Genomic DNA, 15,867 nt, shown 5'->3' with positions numbered 1-15,867 from the left:
TTTCTGACAGTGGACGACTTCGCAATCCCCACTCAACCAGCAAGGCCCTCCCATGCGTTCACACCCCTGGATCACAGTCCTTCAACCAACCAGCCCGATCAGTACAGCTAGGCCTTGGCCACCACCGCCGGGACGAAACCCGGCGACATGATGGCGAGCGCCTCGGCCGCCATCTTCTCCGGCGGGTCGTCCATGCGCGCGTCCAACCACTGCTCCATGACGCCGTAGACACCACCGACATGGTAGGCGGACGCGTATGACGCGCGCTCGTCGCCGAGGCGGTCGCGCAGCACGCCGAGCATCCGGTGCGTGCACCCTCGCTCATGGAGCAGGAGGAGCTCCTCGTGGTGGGCGTAGAAGCAGTCGAAGATTGCCCTCAAGTAGCCCCCACGCCCGCGGTCGGCCCGCGCAGCGAACAGACGAAGGTACTCGTCCATCAGAGCCCCGTACCACCAGGACACCACTGTGTCCTTGTCACCGAAGAGCCGGTAGAAGGTGGAGCGGGAGACGCCTGCCTCGGAGGCGAGCTCCTTGATCGTGACCTCGCGGTACTCCCGGTCGGCGAGCAGGCTCAACAGGGCGTCTGCCACGAAGTCGCGCATCATGTCTGTCGTGGTGCCTTTGCGACGCACTCTCTCCCCTCTCAGAGAATAGGACATATGACCTTTTTTGTTCCGTATCAGCACGGTACAGGCCGTCTCGCCGACGACCACGCCTGATACTGGCAGGTGCCAGGCGAACTGGCCGGAGGACCCGACCGGCCACGTCATTGGCCTGCAACAACCGAACGCGTAAGGAGGAGCGGCCATGCTCGTTGACGTCTCGCGGCCGGATGAGGTCACGATCTCACGCATGGATCAACGTACGGGCCTGGAGCCCTGGAGGGTGGTCTCGTGAGCGGGTTCGCGGACCTCCCCGCCTTCGAGTTCGGTGAACCGTTCTCCGAGGGCGTGATCCTGCGGCGCAGGAGCCAGTTCACGATGGACGTGGAACTGGATGGCGAGAGCCGCTCCTTCCATTGTCCGACGACCGGGCGCATCGGCAGCATCGACGTGGCTGGGCGTCCCTGTCTGGTGTCACTGGCGCACGGCGTGGGGCGCAAGACCGCCGGGACCGTCGAGGCGCTCTCACTCGCACGGCCTGGGGATGAGGTCAAGGAGTGGATCGGCATCAACCAGAACGCGGCGAATCGCTACGTGGAGCACTATCTGCGCTGCGGCGGGTTGGCCGGGGTCGTCGGTGGTGAACCCGGTCGGCGGCGTGAGGACGTCTGCCGGGAGGTGTTCCTGGGCGGGAGCAGGTTGGACTTCCTGGTGGGCGACACCTTCCTGGAGGTGAAGACTCCTCTGCAGCACCTGCAGGTGGACGTGCCGGAGTGGGTGGCGATGAAGAAGGCGACGCCGTTCTCGTCCACCAGTCGTATGCAGCGTCATGTGAGCGAGCTGGCGAGGAGCCTGGACGAGCACCATAAAGCGGTACTGCTCACGTGCTTCATGTACGACAACCCCGGCTTCGCGATCATCGAACGATCCACCAACTACGACGCCGTCAAGGCGACCGTGGACGCCGGCCTGACCCGCGGCGTCGAGGTGTGGCAGGCGAACTTCCGCATCGCCCCGGATCACGTGAGACTTGAGAGGGTCATGCCCGTGACCTTCTGAGGCGGGCCGCGAACGCTTCCGGACCACACGGGTCGGACGCGGGGCCGGACACCGACTGCACCCCGTCACGGGACGGTCGAGATGACACGTCTTCGCCCGGCAACTTCCGTCCGACTCCCCCGACCAACGCCCCGTATCACTCCTCATCGGGTTTCTGGCCGTCATGCGCCTTCCAGGCGCATTCGGTGATCTTCATGTCGGTGAACACGGCAGTGAAGCTGGAGTCCTCGGGGCTGCAGGCGTAGACACCGAACCGGATCGGCCCCGCGCCCTCCCACATGTGACAGACCCGTATCTGCGTGAAGTTCTCGCCATCTTGAGAACATTCGATGCAGTAGTCGTCCTCCCTCCTGCTGAGGCGGTACCACATCACCCTCACATCAGCCGGGATGGCCGTCGTCGCCCAGTCCGAGTACCCGTGGTTCGTCACCACCGAGCCGAGATGTTGGAAGTTCTCGTTCTCGTACTCCACGGAGCCCTTCAACCAGTTCTCCGAGTCCAGGTACATCACAACTCCGCACTGGTCGAAACGGTGGTGACTCCCGGTGAAGTCCGTCCTCACGATGAAGGAGAAAAACTTCTCCTCCGTTTCGACTTGGAGCACCGGAGCATTGTCGTTCCGGAAGTGATAATAGGTTCGCTGCCACAGATCCGTGTGAGGAGCTGTGGTGATCTCTATCCGGTCGGCGGCAATGGAATACTGCTCCGGTTCCCTTGTCCATGTGAAGTCATCTGTCATGTTCATGTCTCTCACCTTTCATCACTGGTCGACACCGGCGAACGTCAAGCCTCCGGCAGTAGAATCATTTCCAGACAAACGCCCCCACCCGAAGGTACCCCGCACCTTGACGCGGCCACTGCGACGACGCCAGTTGTGAGGCCTGCTAGCGGGAGGTCTTATTCATGGCAGCCATGGTACAATTTGATTCGTATGTACACGTGACAATGGGTAGCACTCAAGTGCGATACCCCGTGCAGCAGCTCCCATGATCGGGGCCGTCCTGAAGCCGACCCGGACCGATGTCAACAGGACCCGAAAGAAGAAAACGAGGTCACGAGCATGCAGACAGCAGTACTGGTGGGCGCCGGAAGGGGCGTCGGAAACGCTATAGCGAGAAGACTCGCACAGGAGGAGTTCACGGTCGTCCTTGCGGCGCGACGAAAAGAGAAACTCGTGGAGTACGTCGCAGAACTCGCGACAGAAGGCATCGAGGCGGACGTGCAAGTGATCGACGCCGGAGATGACGCTTCCGTTGCCGATGGTTTCGCGGCCATCACCGCACGCCACGGCACCGTGGACGTGATGGCGTTCAACGCCGCCGTCATGGAAAGTGGTTCGGTTCGCGAACTCGACGCCGCGGATGCGCTGCACCACTGGAACGTCGATGTGGCGGGAGCCATCCGCTGCACGCAGGCGGTACTGCCGGGACAGATCGAACAGGGTTCCGGGGCCGTGCTGTTCACGGGTGGCCGGTTCGGCGTCCACCCCAACGAGTACGCCGATTTCGCCTGCATGTCCATGGACAAGGCGGCGCTGCGCTCGTACGCGAAGATGCTCAACGAATCGCTTTCCGGAACGGGCGTGTTCGCGGGCATCGTCGAGATCATGGGGAACGTGGGCTCGAGCGAAGGCCTCATGCCCGGTTCGATCGCGGAGACGGCATGGAAGCTGTACGAGGAGCACCAGGGGTTCGAGGCATTCTGCGAGTAGCAGACGCTGATATTGGGAATTGCATTCCCAATTTTCACTCCCACTCGATGGTGCCCGGCGGCTTGGAGGTGCAGTCCAGCACGACACGGTTCACCTGCGGGCACTCGTTGGTGATACGGGTGCTGATGCGCTCGATCACCTCGTAGGGCAGCCGCGACCAGTCGGCCGTCATCGCGTCCTCGCTGCTCACCGGGCGCAGCACGACCGGGTGGCCATAGGTGCGGTGGTCGCCCTGCACGCCCACCGACCGCACGTCGGCGAGCAGCACGACGGGCATCTGCCAGACCTCTCGGTCCAGGCCGGCGGCGGTCAGCTCGGCGCGGGCGATGGCGTCTGCCTCGCGCAGCAGGTCGAGGCGCTCGCGGGTCACCTCGCCGATGATGCGGATGCCCAGGCCGGGGCCCGGGAACGGCTGACGCCACACCATGGCCTCTGGCAGCCCCAGTTCGGTGCCGACGGCGCGCACCTCATCCTTGAACAGGGCGCGCAGGGGCTCGATGAGTTCGAACTGCAGGTCATCTGGCAGGCCGCCCACGTTGTGGTGGCTCTTGATGTTCGAGGCGCCGTCGCCGCCGCCGGACTCGACGACGTCGGGGTAGAGCGTGCCCTGGCACAGGAGGTCGACGCCGCGGTCGCCGGCGATCCGGCGGGCCGCCGTCTCGAAGGAACGGATGAACTCGCGGCCGATGATCTTGCGCTTGGTCTCCGGATCGCTAACACCGGCCAGGGCGCTGAGGAAGCGCTCGGACTCCTCCATGACGACGAGGTTGACGCCGGTGGCCGCGACGAAGTCGGTGCGCACCTGTTCGGCCTCGCCCTTGCGCAGCAGGCCGTGGTCGACGAAGACGCAGGTGAGCCGGTCGCCGATGGCGCGCTGGACGAGTGCCGCGGCGACGGCCGAGTCGACGCCGCCCGACAGGCCGCACAGGACGCGCCGGTCGCCGACCTGCTCGCGGATGGCCCGCACCTGCTCGTCGACGATCGAGGAGCTGTCCCAGGTGCGGCGGCAGCCGGCGATGTCGTAGAGGAAGTGCTGGAGCACCTGCTGGCCGAACTGCGAGTGCAGCACCTCTGGGTGCCACTGCACGCCGGCCATCCGCCTGCCCGGGTCCTCGATGGCGGCGACGGGTGCGCCGGCGGTGTGGGCCAGTTCGGTGAAGCCTGCGGGGGCGCTGGTGACCGAGTCGCCGTGACTCATCCACACCGTGGCGTCGGTGGCCATGCCCTCCAGCAGGCAGCCCGGCTCGGTGATCCGGAGCGCGGTGCGGCCGTACTCGGAGTCGCCGGTGTGCTCGACCCGGCCGCCCAAGGCCTGGCTCATGGCCTGGAAGCCGTAGCAGATGCCGAAGACAGGGACGCCGGCCTCGAACAGCGCCGGGTCGAGGCCCGGGGCGCCGTCGGCGTACACCGAGGCGGGACCGCCGGACAGGATGACGGCGGCCGGCTTCCTCGCGACGATCTCGCGCACCGGCGTGGCGTGCGGGATGATCTCGGAGTAGACGTGCGCTTCGCGGACGCGCCGGGCGATCAGCTGCGCGTACTGCGCGCCGTAATCGACGACCAGCACGAGGTCATGGCTCGTGGGCATGCGATGGATTCTAGTGCTCCCGGACCGCCGGGTCCGCGCGTCCGGGCGGGGCGCCGGGGATCAATGCCGGCCGGGTCCACACCGACTGGGACAGGGGTGGATGAGATCCGCACCGGTTGGAACGGGGGCCTGGTCGAGCCGGTACGCACTAAGGTGCACCCATGATCTACAACGACGTGACAGAGCTTGTCGGCCGCACTCCCCTCGTGCGCCTGGGGCGGGTCAACGACACCGGCGCGACCGTCCTGGCGAAGCTCGAGTACTACAACCCCACGAACTCGGTGAAGGACCGGATCGGGGTGGCCATCGTCGACGCCGCCGAGGCGAGCGGGGAACTCAAGCCCGGCGGCACGATCGTCGAGGGCACCAGTGGCAACACCGGTATCGCCCTGGCCATGGTCGGGGCGGCCCGCGGCTACCACGTCGTGCTGACGATGCCCGAGTCGATGAGCCGGGAACGCCGCGCCATGCTGCGCGCCTTCGGCGCGGAACTCGTCCTCACCCCCGCGGCCGAGGGCATGCGGGGCTCGGTCGCGGCGGCCGAGCGGATCGCCGCCGAGCGCGGCGGCGTACTGGCCCGCCAGTTCGACAACCCCGCCAACCCGGCCAAGCACTACGCCACGACCGGCCCCGAGATCTGGACCGACACCGAGGGCCGGGTCGACGCGGTGGTCGACGGGGTGGGCACCGGCGGCACGATCAGCGGCACCGGCAGGTTCCTCAAGGAGCAGAACCCCGACATCGCCGTGTTCGCCGTCGAGCCCGACGAGTCACCGCTGCTCTCCGCGGGCCAGGCCGGTGGCCACGGCATCCAGGGCATCGGCGCCAACTTCGTCCCGGCCACTTATGACCCCGAGGTCATCGACGAGGTGTTGACGGTGAGCACCCCGCGGGCCCTCGACATGGCCCGACGCCTGGGCACCGAGGAGGGCATCGTCTGCGGCATCTCCTCGGGCGCCTCCGTCGCGGCCGCCCTCCAGGTCGCCGCACGTCCCGAGTTCACCGGCCGGACGATCGTCGCCATGATCTGTGACTTCGGGGAACGCTACCTGTCCACTCCCCTGTTCGCCGACGCCATGGGCCAGTGACCCGGCCGAGCCCGGCGACGCCCTCCCCCGACGATCCTCACTGACGCCGGCCCGGGAGGCGGTCCCCGTCCTCACATTGCGGGTCGGGCGACAGCGATTCCGCCGGCCGGAGAGGCGACCGGGCCCCGACCTCGGTGCCCCTGGCGAAGCCCGGTCCCACCAGCCGGTCGGGGCCCGTCAGGTCCGGTTCGCGATTTCGGTGTGGTGGCGCACGACCTCGGAGACGATGAAGTTCAGCAGCTTCTCGGCGAACTCCGGGTCGAGGTGCGACTCGGCGGCGAGCCGGCGCAGGCGGGCGATCTGGGTCTGCTCACGTCCCGGATCGGAGGGAGGGAGCCCGAGCTCGGCCTTGAGCTCGCCGACGCGCTGGGTGATCTTGAAACGCTCGGCCATGATGTGGATCACGGCCGCATCGATGTTGTCGATGGAGTCGCGCAGGTGGGCGAGCTCGGGCGGGACGGTCGTGGCCTGGTCGGGTTCGTCGCTCATGGGTTTCTCCTGTGTCACGCGGCTGTTGTGAGCCTAACGGCACTGGCGCCGCCCTGCCCGGGGTCCTCAGTCATCGGGCAGACACCCTCATCGGGCAGGAAGTAGCCCCACCCGCACCCGCCGTCGGCGTGCAGGTGGGGGATGTGCCGGTCAGCGGATGACGAGGTCGATGCGCTGGAACTCCTTGAGATCCTGGTATCCGGTGGTTGCCAGGGCACGGCGCAGGGCGCCGACGAGGTTCATCGTGCCATCGGTGACGGTGCTGGGGCCCAGGAGCACCTCCTCGAGGGTGCCGACCGAGTCGTAGTGGACGCGGCGGCCGCGGGGCAGGGTGGCGTGCCAGGCCTCGGCCCCCCAGTGCCAGCCCTTGCCGGGTGCCTCGACGGCGCGGGCGAGCGGCCCGCCGATCATGGCGGCGTCGGCGCCGGCCGCGATGGCCTTGATGATGTGCCCCGAGTCGCCCATGGCGCCGTCGGCGATGAGATGGACGTAGCGACCGCCGGACTCGTCGAGGTAGTCCCGGCGGGCCTCGGCCACGTCGGCGATGGCCGAGGCCATCGGCACCTCGATGCCGAGCACCTGCCGCGTCGTGCTAGTGGCGGCGCCGCCGAAGCCGACGAGGACGCCGGCTGCGCCGGTGCGCATGAGGTGCAGGGCCGTCTGGTAGCTGGCGCAGCCACCCACGATGACGGGCACGTCGAGGTTGTAGATGAACTTCTTGAGGTTCAGGGGCTCGCCCTGGTCACTGACGTGCTCGGCCGAGACGGCCGTGCCGCGGATGATGAAGAAGTCAACGCCGGCGTTCTCGACGATCGAGGAGAACTCGGCGGCGCGCTGGGGCGACAGGGAGCCCGCGACGGGAACACCGGCCGCGCGGATCTCGTCGAGACGGGCCTTGACGAGCTCTGCCTTGATGGGCTCGGCGTAGATCTGCTGCATCCGGCGGGTCGCCTGGACGTCATCGCTCATGGCGGCCAGCTCGGCGAAGAGTGGCTCGGGGTTCTCGTACCTGGTCCACAGCCCTTCGAGGTTGAGCGCGCCGAGGCCGCCCAGCTTGCCGAAGGCGATGGCGGTGGCCGGGCTCATCACGGAGTCCATGGGGCCTGCCACGAGCGGGAAGTCGAACTCGACGGCGTCGATCTTCCACGACAGGTCCACCAGCTCGGGGTCTCGGGTGCGCCGTGAGGGCACGATCGCCACATCATCCAGTGAGAAAGCCTTCGGCGCACGCTTGCTGCGTCCGATGTCGTACATGGTCCTCCGATCCTGGGCTACGGGGACAAATCTACCGATCCGGGCCCTGCGCCGGCGCCGGGGCCTCCCGGAGCCTGGCAGCGGCGGTCCCGTGCTCTGCACGCAGAGCATTCGGGCAAGCCCCACCCCATCTGCATCCCGAGCCCTGAAACTCCCCCCGACATCGCCCTGCACCTCCCCACCATGCCACCGGGGCGGTGCATGATAACTGCTCACCGGTAGCAAGCACACCGCTTTCGCCAGATCGGCCAGGATCCTGCACGCATGCACAAAAACGATCACCATGATTCAAAAAATCCTGCATATCTCGGCTTTACAAAAAGGATTTACCGTCTCTAACGTAAAACTGCGGTGGTTTCCCAACACCGCTCCTACGCTCAACGAGGAGTAGATCATGCGCATTGCTGTCCCCGCCGAGGTCAAGAACAACGAGTTCCGCGTCGCCATCACCCCGGTCGGCGTGCACGAATTGACCCGCCGTGGCCACGAGGTGTCGATACAGTCAGGCGCCGGGCTCGGCTCGTCCTTCACCGACGAGGAGTACGAGGCCCAGGGCGCGACCATCGTCGACGGCGCCGAGGCCACCTGGGCCGCCGGCGATCTGGTGCTCAAGGTGAAGGAGCCCATCGAGAGCGAGTACGGTTTCCTGTCCAGCGACCAGGTGCTGTTCACCTACCTGCACCTGGCAGCCGATCGTCCGCAGACCGAGGCCCTGCTGAACGCGGGCACCACGGCCATCGCCTACGAGACCGTCCAGCGTGAGGACCGCTCACTACCGCTGCTGTCCCCGATGTCCGAGGTCGCCGGCTGCCTGGCCCCGCAGGTCGGCGCGGCCCATCTCATGAAGGCGGCCGGCGGGCGAGGCGTCCTGTTCGGTTGCGTCGGCGGCGTGCAGAAGGCCAAGGTCGTCGTCCTCGGCGCCGGCACGGCCGGCCAGAACGCGGCCAGGATCGCGCTCGGCATGGGCGCCGACGTCACGGTCCTCGACGTCGACCTGCGCAAGCTGCACCGCATCATCTGGGACTTCGACAACCGCATCCAGGGGCTCGCCAGCACCGCCCTCGCCGTACGCGAGCAGGTGCTCGCCGCCGACCTGGTCATCGGCACCGTCCTCATCCCCGGCGCCAAGACGCCCAAGCTCGTCACGAACGAGATGGTGGCCGCCATGAAGCCCGGCTCGGTGCTTGTGGACGTCGCCATCGACCAGGGCGGCTGCTTCGAGGACAGCCACCCGACGACGCACGCCGACCCGACCTTCCGCGTGCACGACTCGGTGTTCTACTGCGTCGCCAACATGCCCGGCGCCGTGCCGAACACCTCCACCCAGGCCCTGGCGAACGCCACCCTGCCGTACGCGATCCAGCTCGCCGACAAGGGCTGGAAGCAGGCGCTGAGGGACGACCACGCCCTGGCGCTGGGGTTGAACACCCATGCCGGCAAGCTGACCTTCGGTGGTGTCGGCGAGGCCTTCGACATGGAGGTCACGCCGTTGGACAGCATCCTGGCCTGATGCGAGCCTTTGGAGGATCTCATGACTGTCAAGAATGAGGGGCCCCCTCAGGGATCCACGTCGATGACGCAGCCCGGCCAGGCGCCGGGTGAGGAGACACTCAACCGGGAGCTGTCCAACCGGCACATCCAGCTGATAGCCATCGGCGGTGCCATCGGCACCGGCCTGTTCATGGGCTCGGGCAAGGCCATCAGCCTCGCAGGGCCGTCCCTGCTGCTGTCCTACCTCATCATCGGGACGATGCTGTTCTTCATGATGCGGGCGATGGGCGAGATGTTCCTGCACGACCTGCGCTACAAGTCGTTCCAGGACTTCTCGCGGGTGATGATCGGCCCGTGGGCCGGTTTCTTCGCCGGCTGGACCTACTGGATCCTGTGGGTGGTGACCGCCGCTGCCGAGATGATCGTCATCGTCGGGTACTTCGACTTCTGGATCCAGAACCTGAACGTGTCGATGGTCTGCACGGCGGTGCTACTGGCGGCGCTGCTGGGCTCGAACCTGCTGACGGTGAAGCTGTTCGGCGAGCTCGAGTTCTGGTTCGCCCTCATCAAGATCATCGCGATCATCGCCCTGATCCTGGTGGGCGCCTACATGGTGGTGACCCGGTTCACCTCGCCGGACGGCACGGTGGCCTCGGTCGCCTACCTGTGGAATCGCGGCGGGGTCTTCCCCACCGGCCTGACCGGTTTCCTCGCGGCCTTCCAGCTGGCGATCTTCTCGTTCATCGGCACCGAGCTGATCGGCACGGCGGCGGCCGAGACGGCGGACCCGCACAAGACCCTGCCCAAGGCGATCAATGCGATTCCGGTGAGGATCGTGATCTTCTACGTCTTCGCGCTCGCGGCGATCATGTCGGTCACGCCCTGGGACAAGGTGAACTCCGAGATGAGCCCCTTCGTCAACGTGTTCAACCTCGCCGGTCTGACGGCGGCGGCCAGCGTCATGAACTTCGTGGTGCTGACCTCGGCCTCGTCGAGTTCGAACTCGGGGATCTTCTCGACCTCGCGGATGCTCTACGGCCTGTCGGACACGGGCTACGCCCCGAAGCGGTTCGCCAGGCTGTCGAGCCGGCACGTGCCGGCCAACGCGCTGATCCTGTCGGTCGCGTTGATCTGCATCGCCTTCCCCGTGCTGAAGATCGGCGGCACCGTGATGACGGCCTTCCAGATGGTCTCGTCGGTGTCCTCGATCCTCGTGCTGTTCATCTGGGGGCTCATCACCGTGGCCTACATCATGTACCGCAGGAAGTTCCCGCAGGACCACCAGGCGTCGGCGTTCAAGGTTCCGGGCGCCTCCTTCATGCCGTGGGTCCTGATGGTGTTCTTCTGCTTCATGGTCGTGGTCCTGGCCCTCGACGCGCAGACGCGCATCGCCCTGTACCTGACGCCGGTGTGGTTCATCGTGCTGGCGATCATCTGGAACAGGTCGGGGAAGAAGAAGACGGTCCCCAGCCACGGCTGACCGGGGCCATCATCTGAACCGGGGTTGCCCGTCGATCTCCTGATCGGCGGGCAACCCGTCTGTCGGCGGCAGACGGCCACCGCTCCCATGGGTACTGGTGGATGTGCTGCACCGACCAGGCCCAGACCAAGCTGGGTCACCAACTCGTACCAGAACCCGCTGGCCCTGTCTTCTCAGGACTGGACGGACCGCTCTTCTCACTCGTGCGAGGAGTAGTTCGGGGCCTCGACGGTCATCTGGATGTCGTGCGGGTGGCTCTCGCGCAGGCCGGCCGAGGTGATCCGCACGAAACGGCCCCGCTCCTGCAGCTCAGGCAGCGTACGAGCGCCCGAGTAGAACATTGCCTGGTGCACACCGCCGATGAGCTGGTAGACCACCGCACCCAGCGGGCCGCGGTAGGGCACCTGCCCCTCGATGCCCTCGGGCACGATCTTGTCGTTGCTCGTCACATCGGCCTGGAAGTAGCGGTCCTTCGAGTAGCTCATCTTGCGGCCGCGGGTTGCCATCGCCCCCAGCGAGCCCATGCCCCGGTACTCCTTGAACTGCTTCCCGTTGATGAAGACCAGCTCGCCCGGGCTCTCGTCACAGCCGGCGAGCAGGGAACCCAGCATCACCGTGTCCGCGCCCGCCACGAACGCCTTGGCCACGTCACCGGAGTACTGCAGACCACCGTCACCGATGACCGGCACACCGTACTCGCGGCAGGCCCGGGCCGCCTCGGCGATCGCCGTGACCTGCGGGACACCGACACCGGCGACCACCCGGGTGGTACAGATCGACCCCGGTCCCACACCGACCTTCACGGCATCGGCGCCGGCCTCGCACAGCGCCTTGGCGGCCTCGAACGTGGCGACGTTGCCGCCGATGATGTCGACCCCCTCGGCCGCCGGGTCGGCCTTGAGGCGGGCGATCATGTCCATCTCGGCCCTGGAGTGGCCGTGGGCGGTGTCGACGACGAGCACGTCGACGCCCTCCTCGATGAGCGCCATCGCCCGCTGGTAGGCGTCGCCGTAGAAACCGATCGACGCACCCACCCGCAAACGGCCCTGCGCGTCCTTGCTGGCCAGCGGGAACTGGTCTGACTTCACGAAGTCCTTGAGCGTGATGAGGCCCTTGAGCCTGCCCGCGGCGTCGATGAGCGGCAGCTTCTCGATCTTGTTCTTGGCCAGCAGCGCCAGCGCGTCGTCGGGGGCGATGCCCTCGGGCGCCGTGACGAGCGGCATCGGGGTCATCACCTCGCGCACCGGGCGTGAGGCGTCGGACTGGAACCGCATGTCCCGGTTGGTGATGATGCCAAGCAGCAGCATGTCCTCGTCAACCACCGGGACACCACTGATGTGGAACTGCCCGCACAGCTCGTCGACGTCGCCGAGCGTCGCGTCCGGGCCGATCGTGATGGGCTCGATGACCATACCGGCCTCCGAGCGCTTCACCCGGTCGACCATGGCGGCCTGCTCCTCGACCGACAGGTTGCGGTGGATGACACCCAGCCCGCCCTCACGGGCCATGGCGATCGCCATCCGCTCCTCGGTGACGGTGTCCATGGCCGCCGACAGCAGCGGCACCTTCAAGGTGATGCGCTTGGTGAGCCGCGAACTCGTGTCGACCTCGGAGGGGATCACGTCGGTCTGGCGCGGGATGAGCAGGACGTCATCGAAGGTCAGCGCCAAGGGCGCGACCTCGCCCGCCGCGCGCTCCGCCTCAAGCCTGCTCCCCTGCTCCGACACCATGTGATGACCTCTTTCGCTCGACAGTGGGCCCAGTTTAGTGTCTGTCCTCGAAATGGGGACCTTATCTCCCACAGGGGTCCGTCCGGCCCCTTCCCGTCCGGGGGGCACTCGATCGGGCCTGATCGTTCGGGACGGTCCCCCATCCGGTTCAACCCCTCACGTGCCCCGGACCAGCGCGGTTCGCCGAGTCCCAGGATCGCAGGGGCCACACGCCAGCAGCGCCGTCCGGATCCCAGACGCCACAGGGGCGGCAGAACCTCACGGTTCTGCCGCCCCTGCTGAGTGTCGGGGTCGTCCGGCTTACTTGTCGTCGTCCTCGTCGTCGGGCTTGTTCACCACGAGGGTCTCGGTGGTGAGCAGCAGGCCCGCAATGGAGGCGGCGTTGGCCAGCGCCGAGCGCGTGACCTTCACGGGGTCGATGACGCCCTGGTCGATGAGGTTGCCGTACTCGCCGGTCTTGGCGTTGTAGCCCTCATTGACGCCCATCTCCGCGATCCGCGAGACGATGACGTAGCCCTGCTCGCCGCCGTTCTCGGCAATCCAGCGGGTGGGCTCGATGACGGCGCGCTGCACGATCTGGGCGCCGGCCTTCTCGTCGCCGGTCAGCTCCAGGGAGTCGACGGCCGAGGCGGCGTGGATAAGGGCCGCGCCGCCGCCGGCGACGATGCCCTCCTCGATCGCGGCGCGCGTGGCGGACACGGCGTCCTCGATGCGGTGCTTCTTCTCGTTGAGCTCCACCTCGGTGGCGGCGCCGACCTGGATGACGCAGACGCCACCGGCCAGCTTCGCGACCCGCTCGTTGAGCTTCTCGCGATCCCAGTCGGAGTCGGTGCGCTCGATCTCGGCGTGCAGCTGCTTGACCCGTGCCTCGACGGCATCGGCCTCGCCGGCGCCCTCGACGATGGTGGTGTTGTCCTTGGTGACGACCACGCGGCGGGCGCGGCCGAGCACGTCGAGACCGACCTCGTTGAGCTTGAGGCCGACGGTCTCGGAGACGACCTGGCCGCCGGTGAGGATCGCGATGTCCTCGAGGATCGCCTTGCGGCGGTCGCCGAAGGCGGGGGCCTTGACGGCCACGGAGGTAAAGGTGCCGCGGATCTTGTTCACCACGAGGGTCGACAGCGCCTCGCCGTCGACGTCCTCAGCGATGACGACCAGCTGGCCCTTCGCGGCGATGACCTTCTCGAGCAGCGGCAACAGGTCGTTCATCGACGAGATCTTGCCGTCGTTGATGAGGATGTAGGGGTTGTCGAGGACGGCCTCCATACGATCCTGGTCGGTGACGAAGTACGGGGAGATGTAGCCCTTGTCGAACTGCATGCCCTCGGTGAACTCGAGCTCGGTGCCCAGGGTCTGGGACTCCTCGACGGTGATGACGCCGTCCTTGCCCACCTTGTCGAAGGCGTCGGCGATGATCTGGCCGATCTCCTCCTCGCGGGAGCTGATGGTGGCGACGTTGGCCATGTCCTCAGTGGTCTGCACCTCGCGGGCCGCCTCGTGGAGCGCGTCGGTGATGGCGGCAACGGCCTTGTCGATGCCGCGCTTGAGACCGATCGGGTTGGTGCCGGCGGCCACGGCGCGCAGGCCCTCGTGGACGAGTGCCTGGGCGAGCACGGTGGCGGTGGTGGTGCCGTCGCCGGCGACGTCATTGGTCTTGGTGGCGACCTCCTTGGCGAGCTGTGCGCCGAGGTTCTCGTAAGGATCCTCGAGCTCGACCTCCTTGGCGACGGTCACGCCGTCGTTGGTGATCGTCGGGGCGCCCCACGACTTGTCGAGGACGACGTAGCGGCCCTTGGGGCCGAGCGTCACCTTGACGGTATTGGCGAGGATGTCGACGCCGCGCTCAAGGGAGCGGCGGGCCTCCTCGTCGAACTGAAGCTGCTTTGCCATGAGTACGGGCCCGCCTTACTTCTCGACGACCGCGAGGATGTCGCGGGCATTGAGCAGGAGGTAGTCCTTGCCGTCGTACTTGACCTCGGTGCCGCCGTACTTGCTGAAGATGATGACGTCACCCTCGGCGACGTCCATGGGCACGCGGGCGCCCTTGTCGTCGATGCGGCCCGGGCCGGCGGCGATGACCTGCCCCTCCTGCGGCTTCTCCTTGGCGGTGTCGGGGATCACCAGGCCGGAGGCGGTGGTGGTCTCGGCTTCCAGAGGCAGAACGAGGACGCGGTCCTCGAGCGGCTTGATCGTGGTGGCCACGTCAAACCCCTTTCTCACTAGTCAGCGCCATGCGGCGCGAATTCCTGTCAGCGGTGGATTGACCAGGAGGACGTCGTCGCGGTGCCATCCCCTGGGCTGGCACTCCCCTGCCGGGAGCGCCAGAACCAAAGCTATACCCGCTTTAGCACTCGATCAAACCGAGTGCCAGAGGCTTCCGGGCCTCACTCGTCGGTGATGAGGCCCTTGCTCACGAGCCACTCGTAGGCCACGTCGGCCGGCTCGCGGCCGTCGACGTCAACCTGGGCGTTCATGGCGATGAGTTCCTCGTCGGTGAGCAGCTCGGTGACGGCCCCGAACAGCCGGTCGTAGGCCTCGGTGTTCTGCTCGTAGGTGTCCTGCCGGATGACCATCGAGGCGTTGTAGTTCGGCAGGAACTCCAGGTCGTCCTCGAGGACGACCAGATCGAGCGACTTGATGCGTCCATCGGTGGTGAAGATCTCACCGAAGGTGCACACGCCCTCGGCCGTGGCCGAGTAGATGGCGCCGACGTCCATGAGCATGCGCTGCGCCGAACCCAGGTCGATGCCGTAGGTCTGGGCCAGCGGCTCGAACCCGTCGTTGCGGTTGTTGAACTCGGTGTCCAGGCAGAAGCTGAGCTCGGCGGGGTCGAGTTCGGCCAGCTCGGAGAGCCGGGTGATGCCGAGGCGCTGCTGGGTGCTCCGGGTGATGGCGAAGCCGTAGGTGTTGTTCGCCGGCGTCGGCGGCAGCCACACCAGGCCGTTGTGCAGGTCCTCGTCGCGCACCGCCTCGTACTGGGCCTGCTCGCCGGGGACGGGGTCGGTGTGGCCGAGGTAACTGATCCAGCCGGTGCCGCTGTAGTCCCACAGCATCTCGATCTGGCCGCTCAGCAGCGCCTGGCGCGAGGACGAGGAGCCGGGGATGCCGGTGAGGTCGGACACGTCGGCCCCTGCCGCCCGGAGCATGATGACGGTGATCTTGCCGAGCACGAGCTGCTCGGTGAAGGCCTTGGAGCCCGCCCTGATGCTCACACCGCTCAGGTCGATCCCGGCGAGGTCGCCGGCGAGCTCACCGGTGCGGGTGAAACCGCCGGATGTGCCCAGGCCGCAGGCGCTGAGTACGAGTGTCAGGGCGAGCGCGGGCACGGCGAGCAGGACCCGGAGCCGGCCGGCCAGGTTCTTCACGTGGTTCATG

The 15,867-nt window shown here is 67.1% G+C and carries 14 protein-coding genes; 5 read left to right on the top strand and 9 right to left on the bottom strand.

Going from position 1 to position 15,867, the window contains the following annotated elements; all coding sequences use genetic code 11:
- Positions 1-107: 107 nt before the first annotated feature.
- Positions 108-605 carry a TetR/AcrR family transcriptional regulator gene (locus tag PROPJV5_RS11125; RefSeq protein ID WP_182858698.1) on the bottom strand — a complete coding sequence of 166 codons (498 nt, stop codon included), beginning with the start codon at positions 603-605 and terminating at the stop codon, positions 108-110.
- Between the two features lie 288 nt (positions 606-893).
- On the opposite strand from PROPJV5_RS11125, the gene PROPJV5_RS11120 reads away from it, so the two are divergent.
- Entirely contained in the window at positions 894-1,661 is a 768-nt protein-coding gene (locus PROPJV5_RS11120) for a DNA/RNA nuclease SfsA (protein ID WP_220474422.1), read from the top strand.
- Between the two features lie 136 nt (positions 1,662-1,797).
- Here PROPJV5_RS11120 and PROPJV5_RS11115 read toward each other — a convergent pair whose 3' ends face one another.
- On the bottom strand, positions 1,798-2,406 hold the full coding sequence (locus PROPJV5_RS11115; protein ID WP_119716431.1) for a DUF1349 domain-containing protein: 609 nt from the start codon (positions 2,404-2,406) through the stop codon (positions 1,798-1,800).
- 315 nt (positions 2,407-2,721) lie between these two features.
- Between PROPJV5_RS11115 and PROPJV5_RS11110 the strand changes: the two genes are divergently transcribed.
- Positions 2,722-3,372, top strand: coding sequence for an SDR family NAD(P)-dependent oxidoreductase (locus tag PROPJV5_RS11110; protein ID WP_119716430.1), 651 nt, complete (start codon positions 2,722-2,724; stop codon positions 3,370-3,372).
- A 34-nt stretch (positions 3,373-3,406) separates the two neighbouring features.
- On the opposite strand, the gene guaA is transcribed toward PROPJV5_RS11110, so the two are convergent.
- Positions 3,407-4,960 (bottom strand): glutamine-hydrolyzing GMP synthase, encoded by a 1,554-nt coding sequence (gene guaA, locus PROPJV5_RS11105; RefSeq protein WP_119716429.1) that lies wholly within the window; start codon positions 4,958-4,960, stop codon positions 3,407-3,409.
- Positions 4,961-5,121: 161 nt separating this feature from the next.
- On the opposite strand from guaA, the gene cysK reads away from it, so the two are divergent.
- Complete coding sequence (gene cysK / locus PROPJV5_RS11100) at positions 5,122-6,048, top strand: cysteine synthase A (protein WP_119716428.1); 927 nt, start codon at positions 5,122-5,124, stop codon at positions 6,046-6,048.
- 177 nt (positions 6,049-6,225) lie between these two features.
- Here the strand turns inward: cysK and PROPJV5_RS11095 are convergent, their stop codons facing one another.
- Positions 6,226-6,537, bottom strand: a complete 312-nt coding sequence (locus tag PROPJV5_RS11095; protein WP_119716427.1) for a chorismate mutase — start codon at positions 6,535-6,537, stop codon at positions 6,226-6,228.
- 150 nt (positions 6,538-6,687) lie between these two features.
- Positions 6,688-7,791: a GuaB3 family IMP dehydrogenase-related protein gene (locus tag PROPJV5_RS11090; protein ID WP_119716426.1), complete on the bottom strand. Its 1,104-nt coding sequence runs from the start codon at positions 7,789-7,791 to the stop codon at positions 6,688-6,690.
- 394 nt (positions 7,792-8,185) lie between these two features.
- Here PROPJV5_RS11090 and ald point away from each other — a divergent pair, with 394 nt between their 5' ends.
- Both ald and PROPJV5_RS11080 read left to right on the top strand, forming a co-directional pair.
- A complete protein-coding gene (gene ald / locus PROPJV5_RS11085; RefSeq protein WP_119716425.1) occupies positions 8,186-9,301 on the top strand; it encodes an alanine dehydrogenase in 1,116 nt (371 codons plus the stop codon).
- A gap of 21 nt (positions 9,302-9,322) precedes the next feature.
- Positions 9,323-10,762, top strand: a complete 1,440-nt coding sequence (locus tag PROPJV5_RS11080) for an amino acid permease (RefSeq protein WP_239018483.1) — start codon at positions 9,323-9,325, stop codon at positions 10,760-10,762.
- A 197-nt stretch (positions 10,763-10,959) separates the two neighbouring features.
- Here the strand turns inward: PROPJV5_RS11080 and guaB are convergent, their stop codons facing one another.
- From guaB to PROPJV5_RS11060, 4 genes are all read right to left on the bottom strand, one after another.
- Entirely contained in the window at positions 10,960-12,492 is a 1,533-nt protein-coding gene (gene guaB / locus PROPJV5_RS11075) for an IMP dehydrogenase (RefSeq protein WP_119716423.1), read from the bottom strand.
- Positions 12,493-12,792: 300 nt separating this feature from the next.
- Positions 12,793-14,382, bottom strand: coding sequence for a chaperonin GroEL (gene groL / locus PROPJV5_RS11070; protein WP_119716422.1), 1,590 nt, complete (start codon positions 14,380-14,382; stop codon positions 12,793-12,795).
- Positions 14,383-14,397: 15 nt separating this feature from the next.
- Positions 14,398-14,694, bottom strand: coding sequence for a co-chaperone GroES (gene groES, locus PROPJV5_RS11065; protein ID WP_119716421.1), 297 nt, complete (start codon positions 14,692-14,694; stop codon positions 14,398-14,400).
- 182 nt (positions 14,695-14,876) lie between these two features.
- Positions 14,877-15,866, bottom strand: coding sequence for a glycine betaine ABC transporter substrate-binding protein (locus PROPJV5_RS11060; protein WP_119716420.1), 990 nt, complete (start codon positions 15,864-15,866; stop codon positions 14,877-14,879).
- Position 15,867 lies beyond the last annotated feature (1 nt).

The sequence above is a fragment of the Propionibacterium ruminifibrarum genome (genome assembly GCF_900289195.1).
In the GTDB taxonomy this organism is placed as follows: Bacteria; Actinomycetota; Actinomycetes; order Propionibacteriales; family Propionibacteriaceae; genus Propionibacterium; species Propionibacterium ruminifibrarum.
Note: the sequence above shows the minus strand (reverse complement) of the source record. Positions and strands in the feature narration are given on the sequence as shown.